Here is a 20,078-nt window from a genome sequence, read left to right as displayed (position 1 = left end):
ATCGGATGGATCAGCCGGGAAAAAAGCGCTCCACCAACGCCGGAGTCCTGAACCGCGCTCGGTACTGGGTGATGTCGAAAGGCTGCGCGGTGCGCAGGTCATAGACAGTGCCTGAAGCCGGCTTGACCGTCTGACTGAGGGTGACATGGATGAACCGGTAGTGGTCGCCGTAGATCTGCTCCAGCTGATCTATGCGAAAGTAGTTTCCCGGCAAAAACAATGTCTCGGCTTCGTCCCAGTACAGTGAAAAGGCGCAGATCGGCGTTCCATTCTGATGATGGCCTGCACGCAGCTCGAACAGCACCGAGCTGTCATCGAACACTCCAGCCAGCCCGGCCGGGGCCTGAGCTGATGGCTGGCTGGCGAATTCGGCAGCCAGATAGGGGTTTTCGGTGAACGACGACAGGTCGGTGTTCACAAGCACGTCGCCGACCTGCAGCTGGCCATTGCGGTAGCGCTGACCACCGGTGCCTCGGGACAGATGCCCGCCGCGAAACAGCCGCTCCGTGGTGCTTTTGGGGAGCGCGTCGAGGCTGTCGGCGAGCTTGGCGATGAAATCGTCTTCGTCACCGTAGCGGTATTTGCCGGCGCGAAATACATCATTCACCCGCGACTCATCACTGGTGTAGTACTCGATCAGGGAATTGAAATACTCTCGGCCATAGCGGTAGGAATACTCGAGCTTGCCGGCAACCCGCACGCAGTCGATACCATTGGCATCCAGGTTGGGGGCGTGCCCGCGCTGCAGCTCGGCGACCGGCCAGTCGTGCAGCAATGCCTTCTGGCGTTGCAGTGCCTTGGTCGACAACAGTCGAGTCTGCCTGGCGTTTACCGCCGTATAGGTGTCCCAGAACAGCGAAGCCCTGCTTTGCATGCCCTGGATGGAGGGAGGGGCTCCGCCGGCCAGCCTCAGCGGCTGCAACAACTCCCACTCCCCGGAAGCATTGAGGCGCACCGGCCGTATCGGCGCGAAGGCGAAGGGATTGTTTGCCGGCACGATAAGCCATACGGACAACGCCTGACTGTACCGCACCCGATACGTCAGGCCATCGAGCACGATGGAACACGTACCGTCAGGCGCGACATACACCCCGCGCAGGGGCCCGACCTGCCCGGGCTCGTCCGCGAGCACGGTATTGGCTTCAAGGTCTTCGATGTCTCCCAAGGGGGGCTGCGCCGACTGCCACCGCTGGGCCTGCCCCCCTGCTTCATGAGGGGGCGCCTCATACGCCAGGCTCGCGAAACTCGACTGGAAGCCGAAATCCACAAGGTTCAAGGTGGCGTAGACGCTTTCGAGTATGGCTGTACGCAGGGCGAGCTTGCGCGATCGCTCGTCACTGGCCTGCAGGGCGGCGTTCACATCCAGCCCTACCTTGGCGATACTGGCACCGAGCAAGGCCAGCGACATCGGCCAACCCAAAGGCGCGAAACCTCCGAAAACGCTCAGGAACGCGGACAGGTAACCACTGAACATTGCACGGCGCAAACGGCTGTTGTCACGTACCAGCAGCGCCGTACCGCGCATTTCGCTAGCTGCCTGGTCCCGCAGGAAGACAAACAGGTCCGTTGTCAGCGTTCGCTTGAAAAACGACAATGCAATCTGGCCCGCCTGCGCTGAGCTGCTGTCGGCAATGCCTTGCAAGTGCACTTTGATCAAGGCCCTTGCCGTAGTTTCGCCAGGGTTGCCATGGGCGCCTGCAACGAAAGCCTGCATTGTGTCCGGCGATTGCAACTGCTCACGCAACCAGCCAGCCATGGCGAGCTCGGAGGCAAATCCTTTGAGCGCCTGATGGGCCCATGGCATATAGGCCAAGACTCGGCCATCATCGGCCTGCAGTCCGAAGAGGCAACCGCGGTCACCTTCACCAAACACGTACCGGCTGACGATGAAGGGGTTGTGGCTGCTGCCTCGGCGCAGCTGTTCCACTGACGGCAGACGCCCGCCTGGCAGGTCGTCTGCCACGAATGCCCGCAGATGAACCAGATCGGCTTGTGAAATGTCCCCCTTGCGCGCCGCGGTAACACCCTGCCCCAACAGGCTGACCTTGGTCAGTACGAGACAATTTTCGCCACGATCCGACCAGAAACGCTCGACCTCGTTTCGGTACAACGCGGCGAAATCCAGCGCCCACAAGTCTTTCTGTACTTCACTGCCGAGCATCGGCACTTCGTTGCGTTCGTCATATTTCGGCGCGTGCGGCCCCTGCCGGTAGAAGCCGCCGCACATGTCCAGCTCATCGCTCGCCTCCTGGAAGTGCAGGTCGAAACGCTCGATCATCAGCTCGGTCAGCACCAGCGACTTTTGGGGCGGCCCGTTGTGCTGCCAACCGGTGAAGCTCAGGTGGCTGGTGCTGTGCACGTTGAACTGATGCCACCAGATGAACCGCGGGTCCATCGCCTTGCCGGTATGTTTTTTTACGATCGCTTCGGCGTGTTTGTTCGCCAGCGCATACAAATCGGGCAAATCGTCCAGCACCTCGCTGACCAGGTGCACCAACGGGTTCGCCTGGTCCAGTGCATCAAGCACCCGCATCATTCTTTGTTTGCTGTCGTTCATGGGCCACTCCAGACCGCTATCGTCGAACCAGCATGATTGCCAGTGGCGCCGATAGAGACGGGGTAGCGGGCTGCTGCCCATGATGGATCAGGGCTGCCGTGTGAATGACTGCCAGGCTGCGGATTGCGGCAGAGGTGGGCTCAGCGATTTTGCGCCAGATGCCCTTGCGGGATTACCCGCTTGGCCTGCAGGTAAGCTTTGGCCCAGTAGCTGTTGGAGAGGTAATCCAGACGCACCGTGCCCCCCGTGGAGGGTGCATGCACGAAGCGCCCTTCGCCGACATAGATGCCCGCATGACTCACCTGGGAACCACCGCCCGTCGCGAAGAACACCAGGTCGCCGGACTGCAGCGATTTGGCATCTACAGTGGGTGCGCGCATGACGATCATTTCCCGTGTCGAGCGCGGCAGGGTGATACCCGCGGCATCACGGTACACATAACCGATCAAACCGCTGCAATCAAAACCGGAATCCGGTGTGTTGCCACCCCATCGATACGGCGTGCCGACCAGGCCGATCGCACGTATCAGCACATCGTCAGCAAGCGGCGAGCCTTCAGGTTGGTTGTAGGTAATCTGCGGCTGCACCACCGGAGCTGGTGCCGGGGCGCGGCTGGAGCAGGCGGCAAGCAATGCCACCAGGGAAAGGAATGCGAAGCGCGCCATCATCACCATGGCCAGAACTTCCTGTCTGAGACCGAACGGCCGCAGCCGAAAAGAGTTGAGAATTTAGATTAGACGCTTTCTGTAAATGCGCACGGCGGCGAGCTTTTTCAAGCTACGCCGCCGTGGAAGGGTACATCATTTTGATATCAGTTGCGCGCGATGTTGGTAGTCGGCGCCATGGCCAAGGCACGCTTGGCTTCGATGAAGGTCTTGCTCCAGTAGCGATCACCGAGGCTGTCGATGCGCACGCCACCGCTGCGGCGGCTGCTGGAGTGGATGAACTGGTTGTCACCCAGGTAGATGCCGGCATGGCTGACACGGCCACGGCCGTTGGTGCTGAAGAACAGCAAATCGCCTGGCTTGAGCTTGTTGCGGGCCACCTTGGGCGCATCGACGTTGATCATTTCGCGGGTCGAGCGCGGCAGGTTCATGCCGGCTTCTTCGCGGAACAGATAGCCGATGAAACCGCTGCAATCGAAACCGGAGGCTTCAGAGGTACCGCCGAAGCGATAACGGGTACCGATCAGCGACATGCCACGCTCGAGGATGCTGTCAGCCAGCACCGGGAGCTGATAAGGCTTGCTGCTGGAGAAGGCATGCAGGTCATCTTCAGTGGCCTGTTCTTCTTCACCGAAGACCGACGAAGGCGAAGCCTTGGCGTGGTTGACCGATTGCGAAGCAACCGGGGTGTGATCCTGGGGCTGGGAAACCGGGCCTTGGGCCGCGCAGCCAAATAGCAGGGTCACGAGTGCGAGTGGCACGAGGGGTGCGAAGCGCTTCAGCATGGGCACGACCGTGTCTGTAATCCTTTAGAAGGGGGAAACTATGCCCTCTATCATGGCCATTTGCAAATTTTATCGAAAAAGATGTGACTTTTTTGTTTTGCCCCTCAAAGCCCCGTGTTTAAGGGCTCACCAGCCGAGGGTTTCCTTCAGGAAAGGGATGGTCAGCTTGCGCTGGGCCTGCAGCGAGGCTTGGTCGAGGCGCTCGAGCAGGTCGAACAACGCGCTCATGCTGCGTGTGCCGCGGGTAAGGATGAAATGGCCGACTTCGTCGGTCAGGTGCAGGCCGCGGCGCGAAGCACGCAGTTGCAGGGCACGCAGCTTGTCTTCGTCGGACAGGCCGCGCATCTGGAAGACCAGGGCCAGGGTCAGGCGTGACTTCAGGTCGGGCAGTTTGATCGGCAGTTCGCGGGGTGAGGCGGAGGCCGCCAGCAGCAGGCGTCGACCGCTGTCGCGCAAGCGGTTGAACAGGTGGAACATCGCCTCTTCCCAGTCCGCCTTGCCAGCGATCACGTGCAGGTCATCGATGCACACCAGTTCGTATTGAGCCAGGTAATCGAGCAGTTCGACGCCGCGATCGAGCAATTGCGCCAGAGGCAGGTACACAGCGGCTTCGCCGCGCTGCTGGAAGCGATGGGTGGCTGCCTGCAGCAGGTGGCTGCGACCAACACCCTGCTTGCCCCACAGATAGATGAGACTCTCGGTCCAGCCGGCATCGGCTTCGCAAAGCCGCTCGACATAGCCCAACGCCGCAGCATTGGCGCCCGGATAGTAGTTGATGAAGGTGGCGTCATCGCGCAGGCGCACACCCAGGGGCAACTGGATCGGTGGTTTCATGCTCGCGGGCAGTCAGCAGGGACCGCAGGGGGCCTTTGGTGAACAATGTGCAAAGTCTATACCTGCATTGCAGAGCGCACAATCATGTACGCGGATAGCACTAGCAAAATCAACGAGTTGCGCTGTCTGGGGCCGCGCTGTGGCCCCTCGCATCACAGATCCGGGTCAACATCCCCGGCGTACATGTCGGATTCCTTGTACAGGCCATGCACATGCCGCAGCAGCACCATGATCACTGCCGCCACCGGCAATGCCAGCAACACACCGGTAAAGCCGAACAGTTCGCCGCCAGCGAGAATCGCGAAGATCACCGCCACCGGGTGCAGGCCGATGCGGTCGCCCACCAGCAGCGGGGTCAGCACCATGCCTTCCAGTGCCTGCCCAACCATGAACACCGCGACGATACCGAGCATCGGATACAGGTCGCCACCGAACTGGAACAACCCGGCTACCAGCGCCGCACCGATACCGATGATGAAGCCCATGTACGGCACGATGGCTGCCAGCCCCGCGAGCATGCCGATCAACAGGCCCAGTTCGAGACCGACCAGCATCAGGCCAGCGGAGTAGATGACCCCCAATGCGAGCATCACCATCAACTGGCCGCGCACGAACGCCCCCAGCACCTCGTGACATTCGCCCGCCAGGCCCACTATCTGCGACTCACGCTGGCGCGGCAGCAGGCTACGCAGTTTGGCCATCATCACGTCCCAGTCACGCAGCAGATAGAAGCCCACCACCGGGATCAGCACCATGTTGGCCAGCCAGGCGATCAGCGCCAGGCTTGAGGCCGTCGCCTGGGACAGCACCACGCCGACGATGTCGGAGGTCTGCCCCATGTGTTCGCCGATGGCAGCCTTGATCTTGTCGAACCGCCAGAAACCGTCGGCCAGTCCCAACCTGTGCTGCACCCACGGCAGCGCTTCGTGCTGCAGCCAGTCGAGCATCTGCGGGGCCAGTTCATAGAGGCGCAGCAGCTGCTTGGCCAGCATCGGCACCAGTACCAGCAGCAGGGCCAGCAGTATCAAGGTGAAAAGGCCGAACACCACGACCACACCCCAGGTCCGCGAGAGGCCGACCCGCTCGAGGCGGTCGACCAGCGGGTCGGCCAGATAGGCCAGCAGGATCCCTACCAGAAAGGGTGTGAGGATGTTGTGCAGGCTATAAAGCAGCACGGCAATTACCAGTGCCACCACCAGCCAGATCCAGCGACGCATGTCAGTCATGGACAGCCCTCGTTACCAACGGAAGCGCAAGCCGTCGAACGGCTTGGCAGGAGCAGGTGCAGGCGTGGCAGGTTGACCTGGCGTGGCTTGCGGAGCCGGAGCAGGCGTGGCCGCAGCAACCTGATCGGCCGGCAGCTCCTGCAGCTTGGCCAGGCCCAGCTGGGCGCGCAGTTGCTCACGGTTACCGGTAACCCCATAGGTCAAGGTGCCGCCCTCGGCCATCTGCAAGCGTGGGCCGTAGGGCTCGAGTACACGGCTCAATTCGGCATAGCGTTGCAGGTTCATGCCTTGCACCTGCACCTGCAGCTGGCTGCTGGAGCCGGCCTTGACCACGTAACGCGGTGCCAGGCGGCTGCTTACCGCCAGCATGACCGCGTCGGCCAGGGCCGCCTGATCAGCGCCTTCGACGCTGCCCTGCTCGCGCTTGTCGCCCTGCCATAGTTGCCATTTGCCTTGCCATTTGCCATCGGTTTCAAGGGCATGCACCGCCAGCAAGGCGTCTGCGCCATAGCGCTGCGCGGCTTCGCGCAGCGGCGCCGGGTCGTCGCTTTCGAGCTGTTTGGCATTGGCCACCAGTTGCTCCGGCAGGTCAGCCAGTGGCAAGCGCAACGGCAAGCCACGGTGCTGGGCGGCGCGGCGCAGCGGCTGGGCACTGGCCTGGCCGTCACCGACGAGGTTGCTGCCTTCGACGCTGTCGTTGAGCCACCAGCCGAGGATGGAGGGCCGGTTGCTGCCCCACAGCGCCAGGCCGGCCTTGCGCAGGGCGCGTTCGGTGCTGCCGGGGTCGAACTCGACCAGTACGGATTCCGGTGGCCCGGCCTCGGTACCGACCTGGTTGATGATCTGTTTCGGGTCCTTGCGCAGCTCGGCCAGCGCCGGGTTCTGCGCGGCCTTGGGGTCGCCGGTGAGGCGCAGCACCAAGGTCTCGAATGCCTTGCCAGTGGCTGCGGTGCGGGCATCGGCGCCCTGCCCCTGGACCGGCTCGCGTACTTGATAGAGCCCGGAGACGGTTTCTGCCTGAGCGCTGATGCAGGCCAGCGCGAGGCACCCTGCTGCCAGATAATTGAGAAGTCGCATGGGGATTCCTGTCCGGTTGCGCATGAAGCATGTGGATTGCAGCTTATACAGAAGGAGACGCATCAACCACCCGCGCACCTTTTTCAGCAATTAACCGCCCTGCCCGTCGGCCTGAGGATGGCCGCTGCACGGCAACCCTGATAAAATCGCGCGCCTTCACAGACCACTGACGCTTCAGGCAGCCGCCGCTTCACCGCCGGCCTTGGCCGTCATGGTCGTTTTTACGAATCCCTCCCTCTTAAAGGCCTGGATCAATGAGCAAGCAACCCTCCCTGAGCTACAAGGACGCCGGTGTAGACATCGACGCCGGCGAAGCACTGGTCGAACGCATCAAGGGCGTGGCAAAACGCACCGCACGCCCTGAAGTCATGGGTGGCCTGGGCGGCTTCGGCGCCCTCTGCGAGATCCCGGCCGGCTACAAGCAGCCGGTGCTGGTCTCCGGCACCGATGGCGTCGGCACCAAGCTGCGCCTGGCACTGAACCTGAACAAGCACGACAGCATCGGCCAGGACCTGGTCGCCATGTGCGTCAACGACCTGGTAGTCTGCGGCGCCGAGCCGCTGTTCTTCCTCGACTACTACGCCACCGGCAAGCTGAACGTCGACGTCGCGGCCACCGTGGTCACCGGCATCGGCGCCGGCTGTGAACTGGCTGGCTGCTCCCTGGTAGGTGGCGAAACCGCCGAAATGCCGGGCATGTACGAAGGCGAAGACTACGACCTGGCCGGTTTCTGCGTCGGCGTGGTGGAAAAAGCCGAGATCATCGACGGCTCCAAGGTTGCCACCGGTGACGCGCTGATCGCCCTGCCATCCTCCGGCCCGCACTCCAACGGCTACTCGCTGATCCGCAAGATCCTCGAAGTGTCCGGCACCGATATCGAGAACACCCAGCTCGACGGCACGCCGCTGACCGACCTGCTGATGGCACCGACCCGTATCTACGTCAAGCCACTGCTGCAGCTGATCAAGAACACCGGCGCAGTCAAGGCCATGGCCCACATCACCGGTGGCGGCCTGCTGGACAACATCCCGCGCGTACTGCCGAAGAACGCCCAGGCCGTGGTTGACGTGGCCAGCTGGCAGCGCCCGGTCGTGTTCGACTTCCTGCAGGAAAAAGGCAACGTCGACGAGCACGAAATGCACCGCGTCCTGAACTGCGGCGTCGGCATGGTCATCTGTGTTGCCCAGGATCAGGTCGAAGCCGCCCTGAACGAACTGCGCACCGCCGGTGAGCAGCCTTGGGTCATCGGCCACATCGCCGAAGCCGCCGAAGGCGCCGCCCAGGTCGAGCTGCAGAACCTCAAGGCACACTGATGCCGAGCAAGCCCTGCAATGTTGTGGTACTGCTGTCGGGTTCCGGCAGCAACCTGCAAGCCTTGATCGACAGTTGCCACGCGCAGGACAGCCGGGTGCGCATCGCCGCGGTGGTCTCCAACCGCGCCGATGCCTATGGCCTGCAACGGGCCCAGGCAGTCGGTATCGACACCGTGGTGCTCGACCACACCCAGTTTGACGGCCGTGAAGCCTTCGATGCCGCGCTGATGGCGCGCATCGACGGCTTCGCGCCGGACCTGGTGGTGCTGGCCGGTTTCATGCGCATCCTCAGTGGCGACTTCGTGCGCCACTACCAGGGCCGCCTGCTCAATATCCACCCGTCGCTGCTGCCTCGCTACAAGGGCCTGCATACCCACCGTCGGGCACTGGAGGCAGGCGACGCCGAACATGGCTGCAGCGTACACTTCGTCACCGAGGAACTCGATGGCGGGCCTCTGGTCGTACAGGCAGTGGTACCGGTGCTGTCTGATGACACGGTGGAAAGCCTGGCCCAACGGGTTCACCATCAGGAACACCAGATCTACCCGCTGGCGGTGCACTGGTTTGCCCAAGGTCGCTTGCACCTGAGCGAACAGGGCGCCTTACTGGATGACCAACCGCTGCCGGCCAGTGGTCACTTGATCCGACCCTAGGAGAACTTATGCGTCGCGCCCTGCTATTGGCTCTCGCCGTGCTCGCCCTGCCCCTCCAGGCAGCCGACCTGAAGCCGTTCTCGGCAAGCTACACCGCCGACTGGAAACAACTGCCCATGAGCGGTACCGCCGAGCGCAGCCTGGTCAAGAATGCCAACGGGACCTGGGACCTTGATTTCAAGGCTTCCATGATGATCGCCAGCCTGACCGAGCAAAGCACTCTGCGTATGGACAATGACACCCTGCTGCCGCAGAAGTACCACTTCGAGCGTGGCGGCCTGGGCAAGGCCAAGAAGGTCGACCTGACTTTCGACTGGACTGGCAAGAAGATCACCGGCAGCGACCGCGGTGATGCGATCAGCCTGCCGCTCAACCGCGGCGTGCTGGACAAGTCTTCCTACCAACTGGCCCTGCAGCACGATGTGGCGGCCGGCAAGAAGAGCATGACCTATCAGGTGGTCGACGGTGACGAGATCGACACCTACGACTTCCGCGTACTGGGCACCGAGAAAGTCACCACCAAGACCGGCCAGGTCGATGCGGTCAAGGTCGAGCGCGTGCGCGACCCGAGCCAGAGCAAGCGCATCACCGAGCTGTGGTTCGCCAAGGACTGGGACTACCTGCTGGTGCAGTTGCGCCAGGTCGAAACCGATGGCAAGGAGTACGTGATCGTGCTGCAGGATGGCACGGTAGACGGCAAGTCGGTGAAGGGTAACTGATCCGGTACCCGCTATACCCCAAGCCCCGCCTACGCGGTAATGCTGTTCACTTGAGTTGATCTCACACTGCTTGGGGCTGCTTCGCAGCCCCAAGCAGGCAAGCCAGCCCCTACAGGACCGCGCACATCTTGAAATCTGCGCTGTACCTGTAGGAGCTGGCTTGCCTGCGATGGGCCGCAGAGCGGCCCCAATTGCTTAATTGAACAGCATTACGCCTATGCGGGGCTTTTGTGCCCGGAAGCGATCAACGTGTAGGAGCGGCCTTGTGTCGCGAAAGGGGCGCGAAGCGGCCCCACAATCTCGGTTCCACCACACGATTGTCGGGGCTGCTGCGCAGCCCTTTCGCGACACAAGGCCGCTCCTACAAATTGACCGCGTTCGGACGGTCATGAAGATTGTTTCATGTGCGTTTTATTTACTTAGCCTGCTATCAAACTCTATAAAGGGGTTGTGCGACACAGTGTCGCAGCCAACTCAAGCAGTGGAGTTTACCGATGACAGTCCAAGTAACCGAACGCGACGAATCGAAAATGTCCCACGAAGGCCTGGCCGCTGGCGTGCGGATCTGGGATGTGCACCAGCAAGGGCAACTGGTAGGTATGTTCCACCAGGAACATGAAGCTCACCAGTACCGGGCAGAGCTTGAAGAGCTGGAAAACCAGCGCACGACTCAATGACCCTACAATGACACAGTCTTTCAGTAAAGTTACCGCTTGGGCGGTAATGCTGTTCACTTGAGTGTTTTGAGTTCAGGTCGATCTGGTAAAAATCCGATGTCAGTTAGCTGGCGTCGGGTTTTTACGTCATTTTATAAGCTACCGCTCACTCCCTTAGTGCGGCGGCCAATAGAACTCCCCGCGTAGATGTTCATCGACAACGTAGCCATACACAACATTTAGCCAGAAGGGCCTTTTTCTTTTTGGCAACATGAGATTCAATCAGCCCAAGAATACGAGTGAAGAAAACATTTTCTTCAACGCCGAATCGTTCAGGTATGAAAGAGAGATCGTACCACGACAGTATTTCATCAACAGTGAAATCTCCGGATTTCTGGAGCGCGATATAAATTGCAATGTCTTTCCTCAAAGCACGCGCAGAGAAATACGATTTTTTAGCCATCCACTGTTCAATTATTTCCTCGACACTGAGCTGCCCCACCCGCTGATCATCGGGCAAGTAAACGAGCAGGCCATCACCCAATGCCTTCATGAAATCTACTAATTCCATATAGCCACGCATCGAAACCACCTTAGGGAATGGGGAACGCAGTAAGGATATACCTTGGCATATAGTTATATTCAATGAACTTTACTACCACCCTCACTTTTGTCATGCTGACTGGCGTGCTCTGTGCCGATCGATAAATACCCTATCCTAACGCTATAGATAGATGCAGTAGATAATAGCATCACAAACTCAGTAGCAAGACCAATAACCTGGCCGGTTGCCCGTAACACACCAAATACTTCTACAGCGGTAGCGCCAACTTTAAATACGTATGTTTCAGTTTATTTGCCTTTCATAATCTGCGTGCAAGCATCAAACGACATAGTAGCTCCTTGCTAGACCAGGCTAAAAATCAACATTCTAGGGGGCCGATTGCCTTGTTGATGTAGGACCTGATCGCAAGGAGTTGTAGGAAAAATCGCCGCATGACTATGCCTGCCTACGAGAAAGCCCGTTCAGTTGTTTACCTGCTTCAGTCACAGCTCCAGATGCCGACCAATGTCTGCTGAATAGGCATAAAAAATCCGACACCAGTTAGCTGATATCGGATTTTCTAAAAACCTCGGCTAGGTCACTCAAGTCTCAGTGAACAGCTTTGCCGCCTAAGCGCGGTCTTTCCTGCTTACCACATCAGATCATCAGGGATCTTGTAGGCCGCGTACGGATCGTCCTCGTCCGCCTCCTCGACATGGGTATTGAGCAGCAGGATGCGGTTCGGGTCGCGCTCCTGGATCTTCACCGCCGCCTCGCGCGGGATCACTTCGTAGCCCCCTGCGTGGGAAACGATCGCCAGCGCGCCGTTGCTCAGGCGGCTGCGCATCAGGGCGTTGACGGCAATGCGCTTGACCTTCTTGTCGTCGACGAAGTTGAAGTAGTCCTCGGTGGTCAGCTTGGGCAAGCGGGTGGCTTCGATCAACTGCTTGATCTGCGCCGCACGGGCCTTCTGCTCGGCCTTTTCCTGCTGCTGGCGATTCAGCTCCTGGTCACGCTTGGCCTTCTCGGCCATCGCTTCCTTGGCGATGCGCTGCTGACTGTCGTCGACGTCGACCTGGCCCTTGTGCTCCAGGCGTTTCTGTTTCTTTTCGGCTTTGTTGGTCTGCGAGACCTGTTTCTGGTTGACCAGACCGGCTTTGAGCAATTGGTCGCGAAGGGAAAGGCTCATGAATGTTCACTCACTTATGCAACAGCTCAGCCGCAGCTGGGCAGGTTCTTTTCCTGACGTTTGGCTTCGCCCCAGAGGGCGTCCAGCTCATCAAGGTTACAATCTTCGATCGGCCGGCCACTGTCGCGCAATGCCTGTTCGATGAAGCGGAAACGCCGCTCGAACTTGCGGTTGGCGCGGCGCAGGGCGTTTTCCGGGTCTTGCTTGAGGTGGCGGGCCAGGTTCACGGCGGCAAACAGCAGGTCGCCGACTTCATCTTCAAGCGCGTCGGCGTCGTTGTCGGCCATGGCCTGCAACACTTCGTCGAGCTCCTCGCGCACCTTGTCCAGCACCGGCAGTGCCGCTGGCCAGTCGAAACCGACGGTGGCCGCGCGCTTCTGCAGTTTGGCCGCCCGCGACAGAGCAGGCAATGCTGCCGGTACATCATCGAGCAGCGACAGTTGTTCGGGGGTGCTTTTCTCGGCGCGTTCCTCGGCCTTGATTTCCTCCCAGCGTGACTTGACCTGGGCCTCGTTCAGGCTGGGGGTGTCCAGCGGCGCGTACAGCTCGCCGGTCGGGAACACATGGGGATGACGGCGGATCAGCTTGCGGGTGATGCTGTCGACCACGCCATCGAACTCGAAACGCCCTTCTTCCCGGGCCAGCTGGCTGTAGTAGACCACTTGGAACAACAGGTCGCCCAGCTCACCCTGCAGGTGCTCGAAATCGCCGCGTTCGATGGTGTCGGCGACTTCGTATGCTTCTTCGATGGTGTGCGGGACGATGCTCGCGTAGTCCTGCTTCAGGTCCCACGGGCAGCCGTACTGCGGGTCACGCAGGCGGGCCATGAGGTGCAACAGGTCTTCGAGGGTGTAGGTCATTTAAGCAGGTCCTTCGGTGGTCCCTTCTTCGCGGGTTTACCCGCGAAGCAGGCGCCGCGGTCTCAAGGGGTACGATTACGCCGTGTTTCGATGATGTTCGGCAACTGCGAAATCCTGCCCAGCAAGCGCCCCAACGCATCCAGGCCCGGAATTTCGATGGTCAGCGACATCAGCGCGGTGTTGTCTTCCTTGTTCGAGCGGGTGTTGACCGCCAGCACGTTGATCTTCTCGTTCAGCAGCACCTGCGACACGTCGCGCAGCAGCCCTGGGCGGTCGTAGGCGCGGATGACGATGTCGACCGGGTAGGTCTGCACCGGAATCGGCCCCCAGCTCACCTGGATCATCCGCTCCGGCTCACGACCGGCCAGTTGCAGCGCCGAGGCGCAGTCCTGGCGATGGATACTGACGCCGCGGCCCTGAGTAATGTAGCCGACGATGGCATCGCCTGGCAGCGGCTGGCAGCAGCCGGCCATTTGCGTAAGCAGGTTGCCGACGCCCTGAATCTGGATGTCGCCACGCTTGCCAGTACGCGGGCCAGTAGGCTTGCGCTGTATCAGCTCGATCTGCTCGATGCGCTCGGGCTCGAGCAACTGCTGAGCAGCGTTGACCAGGTGCGCCAGGCGCAGGTCACCGGCACCGAGCGAGGCGAACATGTCCTCGGCGGTCTTGACGTTGGTCTTCTCGGCCAGGCGCTCGAAGTCCACCTGCGGCAGGCCCAGGCGGCTGAGCTCGCGCTCGAGCAAGGTCTTGCCGGCAGCGACGTTCTGGTCTCGCGCCTGCAGCTTGAACCAGTGGACGATCTTGGCCCGGGCCCGCGAGGTGGTGACGTAGCCCAGGTTGGAGTTCAGCCAGTCACGGCTAGGGTTGCCGTGCTTGCTGGTGATGATCTCCACCTGCTCGCCGGTCTGCAGGCTGTAGTTGAGCGGCACGATGCGCCCGTTGATCTTGGCGCCACGGCAGTTGTGGCCGATCTCGGTGTGCACGCGATAGGCAAAGTCCAGCGGCGTGGCACCCTTGGGCAGGTCGATGGCGTGGCCATCCGGGGTGAACACGTAGACCCGGTCGGGTTCGATATCGACCCGCAATTGCTCGGCCAGGCCACCGATGTCGCCCAGCTCCTCATGCCATTCGAGTACCTGGCGCAACCAAGAGATCTTCTCTTCGTAATGGTTGGAGCTTGGTTTGACGTCGGTGCCTTTGTAGCGCCAGTGGGCGCAGACGCCGAGCTCGGCTTCTTCGTGCATGCCGTGGGTACGGATCTGCACTTCCAGTACCTTGCCCTCGGGGCCGATCACCGCGGTATGCAGCGAGCGGTAGCCGTTTTCCTTGGGGTTGGCGATGTAGTCGTCGAACTCCTTGGGGATGTGCCGCCACAGGGTGTGCACGATACCCAGTGCGGTGTAGCAGTCGCGCACCTCCGGCACCAGCACCCGCACCGCACGCACATCGTAGATCTGGCTGAATTCCAGGCCTTTGCGCTGCATCTTGCGCCAGATCGAATAGATGTGTTTCGCCCGGCCGCTGATGTCGGCCTTGACGCCGGTGGCCAGCAACTCGTTCTGCAGCTGGTTCATCACATCGCTGATGAAGCGTTCACGGTCCAGCCGGCGCTCGTGCAACAGCTTGGCGATCTGCTTGTACTGGTCAGGCTCCAGGTAGCGGAAGGACAGGTCTTCCAGCTCCCACTTGATGTGGCCGATGCCCAGCCGGTGGGCCAGCGGTGCATAGATGTCGAACACCTCGCGCGCCACGCGCAGGCGTTTTTCGTCATCGGCGGCTTTCACCGCCCGGATCGCGCAGGTACGCTCGGCCAGCTTGATCAGCGCCACACGCACGTCGTCGACCATGGCCACGAGCATCTTGCGCAGGTTCTCGACCTGCGCCTGCGAGCCCAGCACCAGTGACTGGCGCGGGCTGAGGCTGGCACTGATGGCAGCCATGCGCAGCACGCCGTCGATCAGCTTGGACACCACCGGGCCAAAGCGCTGGCCGACTTCGGCGAGGGTCACCTTGCCTTCACGTACCGAGCGATAGATCACCGCCGCGACCAATGAATCCTGGTCGAGCTTGAGGTCGGCAAGGATTTCGGCGATTTCCAGGCCAGCCTGAAAACTGGAGGTGCCATCGGCCCACGAATGCTTGGCCGGGTTGCCCTTCTTTTCGATTTCCTGGGTGAACTCGCAGGCTTCTTTCAGTGCCACGCGATCCAGTGCCGAATCGACGCTCACCACATGATCCAGCCATGCTTCGAGATTGATACTGCCGTCCGTGTTGACCGGCTGGTGCACTCTCACCTGTACCATCTTTGTTTTACCTTTCCATACAGCGCACCACCCGGGTGCGCTGGCTATCACCGTACAGCTTCGCTTCCGTGGAAGCTGCACCAAGGGGCCAGCCTGCTAGCCCGCTTCGAATAACGCCATGGCTTCGACATGCGCCGTCTGAGGAAACATGTCGAGAATCCCGGCCCTTTTTAACCGGTACCCTTGACCGACCAGCACCTGGGCGTCTCGCGCCAGCGTGGCCGGGTTGCACGATACGTACACCAAGCGCTTGGCGTTGAGGCGGGCGATGCCTTGCACCACCTCGTAAGCACCGTCACGCGGTGGATCCAAGAGTACCGCAGAAAAGCCTTCGGCGGCCCATCCGGCCCCTGCCAAAGGCTGCGATAAATCGGCCTGAAAAAACGCGGCGTTATGCACATCGTTGTTCCGGGCATTGGCCGCAGCCCGATCGACCATGGCCTGCACACCTTCCACCGCCACCACCTCACGTGCCCGGCGAGCCAGCGGCAGGGCGAAGTTGCCCAGGCCGCAGAACAGGTCCAGCACACGCTCGTCAGCCTGCGGTGCGAGCCAGGCCAGGGCCTGCTCGATCATCGCCGTGTTTACCTGGGCGTTGACCTGGACGAAATCGCCCGGGCGCCAGGCCAATTCCAGCTGCCAAGGCTCCAGGGCAAAGCCCAGTTTTGCCTCGGCATCCACAGGTGCCGGCTCACCCTCGCCTTGCAGCCAGAGCTGCGCCCCGGCCTCGTCGCAGAATGCCTGAAGGCGTGCCAGGTCGTCCGCCGGCAGGGGGGCCACATGGCGCACCAGCACGGCTTCGGCGGTACCACTGAACAACTCCACGTGGCCGATCGCCTGCGGTTTGGCCAGCGAACGCAACACGGTCGGCAAATGGCGAAGAATAGTTTGCAAAGGCTGTACCAGCACGGCGCAGTCATCGATGGAGACAATTTCCTGACTGGCTTCGGCGCGGAAGCCGACCTCCAGGTACTTTGCCTTCACGTCCCAGCGCACCGCCACCCGGGCCCGGCGCCGGTAGCCGAATTCTGGCCCGCTCAGGGGCGCGGCCCACGCTTCAGGCTGCACTCCGGCCACCCGCTGCAGCTGCTCCGCCAGGGTGCGCTGCTTGAGCGCCAGCTGGGCGTCGTGGGGCAGGTGCTGCAGGTTGCAGCCGCCGCAACGCTCATAGTGGCGGCACGGCGCCTGGCGGCGCTCGGGGCTGGCCTGCAGCACCCGCTCCAGGCGCGCCTCGACCACCTTGCCACGGGCGTTGAGCACGCGCGCTTCGACCGCCTCGCCGGCCAAGGCACCACTGACGAACCAGGTGCGGCCCTCGACGAAGGCGATGCCGCGGCCGTCACCGGCCAGGCGCTCGATATCCAGGCGCTGCTTCTTGCCCACGGGGACCTGCGGCGTGCGGTTGCCGCCGGCCGGCTGGAAGCGCAGGCCGCTGTTGCTTTTTTTCTTGGACATTTAGCTCGGGTCGAACAGGCCGGTGGATAGATAACGGTCGCCGCGGTCACAGATAATCGCGACCAGCACGGCGTTTTCCAGTTCGCGGGACAAGCGCAGCATGGCTGCCACCGCACCACCGGAAGACACACCACAGAAAATGCCCTCCTCGCGAGCGAGGCGGCGCGTGGTGTCTTCGGCTTCCTGTTGGGACATGTCCATCACAACGTCGACGCGGGTGGCATCGAAGATCTTTGGCAAATATTCCTCGGGCCAGCGACGGATGCCCGGGATGGCCGAGCCCTCCATCGGCTGCAGGCCGACGATCTGCACATTGGGGTTCTGCTCCTTGAGGTACTGCGAGCAACCCATGATGGTGCCGGTAGTACCCATGGAGCTGACGAAATGGGTAATGCTGCCCTGGGTCTGCTGCCAGATCTCCGGGCCGGTGCTGCTGTAGTGAGCGATCGGATTGTCGCCGTTGGCGAACTGGTCGAGGACCAGGCCGCGGCCTTCGGCCTGCAGTTTCTCGGCGAGGTCGCGGGCGCCTTCCATGCCCTCTTCCTTGGTCACCAGGATCAGCTCGGCGCCGTAGGCGGTCATCGCCGCCTTGCGCTCGGCGGTGGAGTTGTCGGGCATGATCAGGATCATCTTGTATCCCTTGATCGCCGCTGCCATCGCCAGGGCAATGCCAGTGTTGCCGGAGGTGGCTTCGATCAAGGTGTCGCCTGGCTTGATCTGGCCGCGCAGTTCGGCGCGGGTGATCATCGACAGCGCCGGGCGGTCCTTCACCGAGCCGGCTGGATTGTTACCTTCGAGCTTGAGCAGGAGGGTGTTGCTGGTGTCGCCAGCAATGCGCTGCAGGCGAACCAGGGGCGTATTGCCGACGCAATCGGCGATGGTTGGGTACTGCAAGGTCATGGCGTATTTCACAATCCGGACGGCAGGGGTGCCTATCATACCGGCAAACCCTTCGCGGCCATATCACGCAATCTGTGGTCGCTATAGCTACACGCTATAACGGAGTCGCCTGCTTCGCGGGCACGCCCGCTCCCACAGGGACCGCGCAGCCCTGTGGGAGCGGGCGTGCCCGCGAAGGGGCCGGCAGATGAATCGGCAACCTCATGCACAACCGCAGCCCGCGCTTGCCGTTTTCCGCCCACAAGGTCCCGCCCTGACGCTGGATCGCACTGCGGGCAATGCTCAGCCCCAGGCCAAATCCGCCATCACCCGGTCGCGACCCATCGAGCCGGGAGAACGGTGCAAAAATCCGCTCCAGGTCCTCATCAGCCACGCCCCCGCCCTCATCTTCCAGCCACAAACGCCAATACCCGCCCTCGCGCTGCCCGCTCAACCGCACCAGGCCGTTTTCCGGCGAATGGCGGATGGCATTGCGCAGCATGTTCTCCAGGGCCTGGGCCAGGTGATTGAGGTTGCCCTGCACCCAGCAGTTAGCCGGCAGTTCGCAGCGCAACCGCTCGGGCGACCAGCCGCTTTCGTAGCTGGCGTCTTCGCTCAGCAGGTCCCACAGCGCCTGGACCTGAATCGGCTCCAGGTTCATCGGCGCGCGTTCGGCATCCTGCCAGGCCAGCTGCAGCGTGTTTTCGACCAGCTGCTGCATGCCGTCCACCTCACGGCCCAGGCGCTCACGCAGTCGCGCCAGGTCAGTCTCGCCGTCGCAGGCCACGCGCAGGCGGCTGAGCGGGGTGCGCATTTCATGGGACAGGTCGCGCAGCAGTTGCTGCTGCATCATCACGGTACCTTGCAGCCGCTCGGCCATCTGGTCGAAGGCACGGGCCAGTTCCCCCAGCTCGTCGTGCCGGGCTGTAGTGCGTGAATCGAGGCGTGCGCGAAGCTGGTCGGCGCGCCAGGCGTTGGCCTGCTCGCGCAGTTGGTTGAGCGGTACGATCAGCATGCGGTACAGACCGACGCACAGCAGCAAGGTGAACAGGCCCGGGATGATGCCGTTGGTAACGATCTGCCAGACCAGCCGGTAGTGGCCCGGATTGAGCCGTTGCGGCAGCTCGATCACCAGCATGCCCTGCTCCGGTGCGCCGGGGAACGGAATGCGCAACCAGGGCTGGTCGACGCTGCGCCGGCTCATGGGCCAATCGACGCCCCGCAAGCGGGTGAGCCGCTGCATGACTTCAGGGCCGAGCACGGCACTGTCGAGTGGCCGCAGGTGCATGTCGAGCACGCCAACCCAGCCGTGCTCACGCTGGTGCATCGCCGCCACCCAGCGATCAAGCCCCTCGCGCCCGCCTGCGCGCCAGGCCTTTTCCGCGTCGCTGGCATAGTCGCCCAGGACCTGGCGCGCCGGCTCGTCGAGAAAGGCATTCTGGGTTTCCATATGCCGGCCCCAGGTGTAGCTGAGGCCGATCATCAACAGGCAGAAGCCCACCAGCAGGATGGCAAGCTTCCAGAACAGCGAATGGCGATCGAGCATGGCCTACTCCACCTCTGCTGCGCTGAGCACGTAGCCTTTGCCCCACACGGTGCGGATCTGCCGCTCGTGGTAGCCGATACACTTGAGCTTGCGGCGGATCTGACTGACGTGCATGTCGAGGCTGCGGTCGTGCCGCGAGTAGCCGCGCTGCAGGACGTGCTGATAAAGGAAGGGCTTGCTCAGCACGTCGTCGACATTACGGTAGAGGATGTCGAACAGGCGGTATTCGCTCGGCGTCATGCCGGCTTGCTGACCACCCAGGCGAACGTCACACAGGCTCTCGTCGAAATGCAATGCGTCGCCGGCAGCCTCCAGCGGTGGCTGATGACGACGCTCGAGGGCAACCCGACGCAGGATCGCCTCGATCCGTACCTGCAATTCAGCCAGGCTGAAGGGCTTGGGCAGGTAGTCGTCGGCACCGCGCTGGAAGCCGCTGATACGGTCTGCCTCGGCGCCCAGTGCCGACATCAGGATCACTGGCGTGGCACTGCACTGGCGCAGCCTGGCCAAGGCGTCCAGGCCATTCAGGCCAGGCAGCAGAATGTCCATCAACACCACGTCGAAGGCTTGCCGGCCGGCCGCCTCCAGGCCTTCCAGGCCATTGCGGCACCACGTGACCTGGAAACCGCCACGCTGCAACTCTTCGTGCAGGTAGGCGCCCAGGACCGGATCGTCCTCGATGGCCAGGATGCGGGAGGCGTAATTAGCTTCAGGATTCATTGGCAACTGTTATCAATTCTCAGTTGCGCGATTATTGAGCATGCTCACCTTCCAGGCAACCACCCTGCGACCAACGCCTCGGCCAGGCAACGAAATC

Annotated in this window: 19 protein-coding genes; 4 read left to right on the top strand and 15 right to left on the bottom strand. The window is 61.9% G+C overall.

What is annotated here, in order from left to right:
* Positions 1 to 10: 10 nt before the first annotated feature.
* From ACIPW4_RS24160 to ACIPW4_RS24135, 6 genes are all read right to left on the bottom strand, one after another.
* Complete coding sequence (locus ACIPW4_RS24160; protein ID WP_400662341.1) at positions 11 to 2,557, bottom strand: dermonecrotic toxin domain-containing protein; 2,547 nt, start codon at positions 2,555 to 2,557, stop codon at positions 11 to 13.
* A 140-nt stretch (positions 2,558 to 2,697) separates the two neighbouring features.
* Positions 2,698 to 3,231, bottom strand: a complete 534-nt coding sequence (locus ACIPW4_RS24155) for a C40 family peptidase (protein WP_400662338.1) — start codon at positions 3,229 to 3,231, stop codon at positions 2,698 to 2,700.
* A 137-nt stretch (positions 3,232 to 3,368) separates the two neighbouring features.
* Positions 3,369 to 4,007, bottom strand: coding sequence for a C40 family peptidase (locus ACIPW4_RS24150; protein WP_400662335.1), 639 nt, complete (start codon positions 4,005 to 4,007; stop codon positions 3,369 to 3,371).
* Positions 4,008 to 4,133: 126 nt separating this feature from the next.
* The gene (gene hda, locus ACIPW4_RS24145) at positions 4,134 to 4,841 is read right to left on the bottom strand and encodes a DnaA regulatory inactivator Hda (RefSeq protein WP_060509165.1); all 708 of its coding nucleotides are present in this window, start codon (positions 4,839 to 4,841) and stop codon (positions 4,134 to 4,136) included.
* Positions 4,842 to 4,993: 152 nt separating this feature from the next.
* Entirely contained in the window at positions 4,994 to 6,067 is a 1,074-nt protein-coding gene (locus ACIPW4_RS24140) for an AI-2E family transporter (RefSeq protein WP_400662332.1), read from the bottom strand.
* Positions 6,068 to 6,079: 12 nt separating this feature from the next.
* Positions 6,080 to 7,144, bottom strand: coding sequence for a DUF2066 domain-containing protein (locus ACIPW4_RS24135; RefSeq protein ID WP_400662329.1), 1,065 nt, complete (start codon positions 7,142 to 7,144; stop codon positions 6,080 to 6,082).
* Between the two features lie 254 nt (positions 7,145 to 7,398).
* Here ACIPW4_RS24135 and purM point away from each other — a divergent pair, with 254 nt between their 5' ends.
* The 4 genes from purM (at position 7,399) to ACIPW4_RS24115 (ending at position 10,506) form a co-directional block, all read left to right on the top strand.
* Positions 7,399 to 8,457, top strand: coding sequence for a phosphoribosylformylglycinamidine cyclo-ligase (purM, locus tag ACIPW4_RS24130; protein WP_400662327.1), 1,059 nt, complete (start codon positions 7,399 to 7,401; stop codon positions 8,455 to 8,457).
* Complete coding sequence (gene purN / locus ACIPW4_RS24125) at positions 8,457 to 9,110, top strand: phosphoribosylglycinamide formyltransferase (protein WP_400662324.1); 654 nt, start codon at positions 8,457 to 8,459, stop codon at positions 9,108 to 9,110. Before purM ends, purN begins: the two co-directional genes overlap by 1 nt.
* A gap of 8 nt (positions 9,111 to 9,118) precedes the next feature.
* Positions 9,119 to 9,829, top strand: coding sequence for a DUF3108 domain-containing protein (locus ACIPW4_RS24120; protein ID WP_400662321.1), 711 nt, complete (start codon positions 9,119 to 9,121; stop codon positions 9,827 to 9,829).
* A gap of 494 nt (positions 9,830 to 10,323) precedes the next feature.
* Positions 10,324 to 10,506, top strand: coding sequence for a hypothetical protein (locus ACIPW4_RS24115; protein WP_103449505.1), 183 nt, complete (start codon positions 10,324 to 10,326; stop codon positions 10,504 to 10,506).
* 190 nt (positions 10,507 to 10,696) lie between these two features.
* Here the strand turns inward: ACIPW4_RS24115 and ACIPW4_RS24110 are convergent, their stop codons facing one another.
* The 9 genes from ACIPW4_RS24110 to ACIPW4_RS24070 form a co-directional block, all read right to left on the bottom strand.
* Positions 10,697 to 11,068 carry a hypothetical protein gene (locus ACIPW4_RS24110; RefSeq protein ID WP_400662317.1) on the bottom strand — a complete coding sequence of 124 codons (372 nt, stop codon included), beginning with the start codon at positions 11,066 to 11,068 and terminating at the stop codon, positions 10,697 to 10,699.
* 10 nt (positions 11,069 to 11,078) lie between these two features.
* Positions 11,079 to 11,162: a hypothetical protein gene (locus ACIPW4_RS24105; protein WP_400662447.1), complete on the bottom strand. Its 84-nt coding sequence runs from the start codon at positions 11,160 to 11,162 to the stop codon at positions 11,079 to 11,081.
* Positions 11,163 to 11,678: 516 nt separating this feature from the next.
* Entirely contained in the window at positions 11,679 to 12,218 is a 540-nt protein-coding gene (locus tag ACIPW4_RS24100; protein ID WP_400662314.1) for a DUF2058 domain-containing protein, read from the bottom strand.
* A gap of 26 nt (positions 12,219 to 12,244) precedes the next feature.
* A complete protein-coding gene (gene mazG, locus ACIPW4_RS24095) occupies positions 12,245 to 13,078 on the bottom strand; it encodes a nucleoside triphosphate pyrophosphohydrolase (protein ID WP_400662311.1) in 834 nt (277 codons plus the stop codon).
* 62 nt (positions 13,079 to 13,140) lie between these two features.
* Positions 13,141 to 15,381, bottom strand: a complete 2,241-nt coding sequence (gene relA / locus ACIPW4_RS24090; RefSeq protein WP_400662308.1) for a GTP diphosphokinase — start codon at positions 15,379 to 15,381, stop codon at positions 13,141 to 13,143.
* Positions 15,382 to 15,477: 96 nt separating this feature from the next.
* The gene (gene rlmD / locus ACIPW4_RS24085; RefSeq protein ID WP_400662305.1) at positions 15,478 to 16,836 is read right to left on the bottom strand and encodes a 23S rRNA (uracil(1939)-C(5))-methyltransferase RlmD; all 1,359 of its coding nucleotides are present in this window, start codon (positions 16,834 to 16,836) and stop codon (positions 15,478 to 15,480) included.
* Positions 16,837 to 17,736 carry a cysteine synthase CysM gene (gene cysM, locus ACIPW4_RS24080; RefSeq protein ID WP_400662302.1) on the bottom strand — a complete coding sequence of 300 codons (900 nt, stop codon included), beginning with the start codon at positions 17,734 to 17,736 and terminating at the stop codon, positions 16,837 to 16,839.
* 94 nt (positions 17,737 to 17,830) lie between these two features.
* Entirely contained in the window at positions 17,831 to 19,261 is a 1,431-nt protein-coding gene (locus ACIPW4_RS24075) for a histidine kinase sensor domain-containing protein (protein ID WP_400662299.1), read from the bottom strand.
* A 3-nt stretch (positions 19,262 to 19,264) separates the two neighbouring features.
* Positions 19,265 to 19,981 (bottom strand): response regulator transcription factor, encoded by a 717-nt coding sequence (locus ACIPW4_RS24070; protein ID WP_400662296.1) that lies wholly within the window; start codon positions 19,979 to 19,981, stop codon positions 19,265 to 19,267.
* Positions 19,982 to 20,078: the final 97 nt, after the last annotated feature.

It is taken from the genome of Pseudomonas sp. NPDC089996 (assembly GCF_044748405.1).
Lineage (GTDB): Bacteria > Pseudomonadota > Gammaproteobacteria > Pseudomonadales > Pseudomonadaceae > Aquipseudomonas.
The sequence above is the reverse complement of the archived record's forward strand: the minus strand, read 5'-3'. Positions and strand labels throughout refer to the sequence as shown.

What these genes read in the sequence shown, in the direction of transcription:
- ACIPW4_RS24160 (WP_400662341.1), bottom strand. Translation starts at nt 2,557, where the DNA reads ATGAACGACAGCAAACAAAGAATGATGCGGGTGCTTGATGCACTGGAC.
- ACIPW4_RS24155 (WP_400662338.1), bottom strand. Translation starts at nt 3,231, where the DNA reads ATGGTGATGATGGCGCGCTTCGCATTCCTTTCCCTGGTGGCATTGCTT.
- ACIPW4_RS24150 (WP_400662335.1), bottom strand. Translation starts at nt 4,007, where the DNA reads ATGCTGAAGCGCTTCGCACCCCTCGTGCCACTCGCACTCGTGACCCTG.
- hda (WP_060509165.1), bottom strand. Translation starts at nt 4,841, where the DNA reads ATGAAACCACCGATCCAGTTGCCCCTGGGTGTGCGCCTGCGCGATGAC.
- ACIPW4_RS24140 (WP_400662332.1), bottom strand. Translation starts at nt 6,067, where the DNA reads ATGACTGACATGCGTCGCTGGATCTGGCTGGTGGTGGCACTGGTAATT.
- ACIPW4_RS24135 (WP_400662329.1), bottom strand. Translation starts at nt 7,144, where the DNA reads ATGCGACTTCTCAATTATCTGGCAGCAGGGTGCCTCGCGCTGGCCTGC.
- purM (WP_400662327.1), top strand. Translation starts at nt 7,399, where the DNA reads ATGAGCAAGCAACCCTCCCTGAGCTACAAGGACGCCGGTGTAGACATC.
- purN (WP_400662324.1), top strand. Translation starts at nt 8,457, where the DNA reads ATGCCGAGCAAGCCCTGCAATGTTGTGGTACTGCTGTCGGGTTCCGGC.
- ACIPW4_RS24120 (WP_400662321.1), top strand. Translation starts at nt 9,119, where the DNA reads ATGCGTCGCGCCCTGCTATTGGCTCTCGCCGTGCTCGCCCTGCCCCTC.
- ACIPW4_RS24115 (WP_103449505.1), top strand. Translation starts at nt 10,324, where the DNA reads ATGACAGTCCAAGTAACCGAACGCGACGAATCGAAAATGTCCCACGAA.
- ACIPW4_RS24110 (WP_400662317.1), bottom strand. Translation starts at nt 11,068, where the DNA reads ATGCGTGGCTATATGGAATTAGTAGATTTCATGAAGGCATTGGGTGAT.
- ACIPW4_RS24105 (WP_400662447.1), bottom strand. Translation starts at nt 11,162, where the DNA reads ATGACAAAAGTGAGGGTGGTAGTAAAGTTCATTGAATATAACTATATG.
- ACIPW4_RS24100 (WP_400662314.1), bottom strand. Translation starts at nt 12,218, where the DNA reads ATGAGCCTTTCCCTTCGCGACCAATTGCTCAAAGCCGGTCTGGTCAAC.
- mazG (WP_400662311.1), bottom strand. Translation starts at nt 13,078, where the DNA reads ATGACCTACACCCTCGAAGACCTGTTGCACCTCATGGCCCGCCTGCGT.
- relA (WP_400662308.1), bottom strand. Translation starts at nt 15,381, where the DNA reads ATGGTACAGGTGAGAGTGCACCAGCCGGTCAACACGGACGGCAGTATC.
- rlmD (WP_400662305.1), bottom strand. Translation starts at nt 16,836, where the DNA reads ATGTCCAAGAAAAAAAGCAACAGCGGCCTGCGCTTCCAGCCGGCCGGC.
- cysM (WP_400662302.1), bottom strand. Translation starts at nt 17,736, where the DNA reads ATGACCTTGCAGTACCCAACCATCGCCGATTGCGTCGGCAATACGCCC.
- ACIPW4_RS24075 (WP_400662299.1), bottom strand. Translation starts at nt 19,261, where the DNA reads ATGCTCGATCGCCATTCGCTGTTCTGGAAGCTTGCCATCCTGCTGGTG.
- ACIPW4_RS24070 (WP_400662296.1), bottom strand. Translation starts at nt 19,981, where the DNA reads ATGAATCCTGAAGCTAATTACGCCTCCCGCATCCTGGCCATCGAGGAC.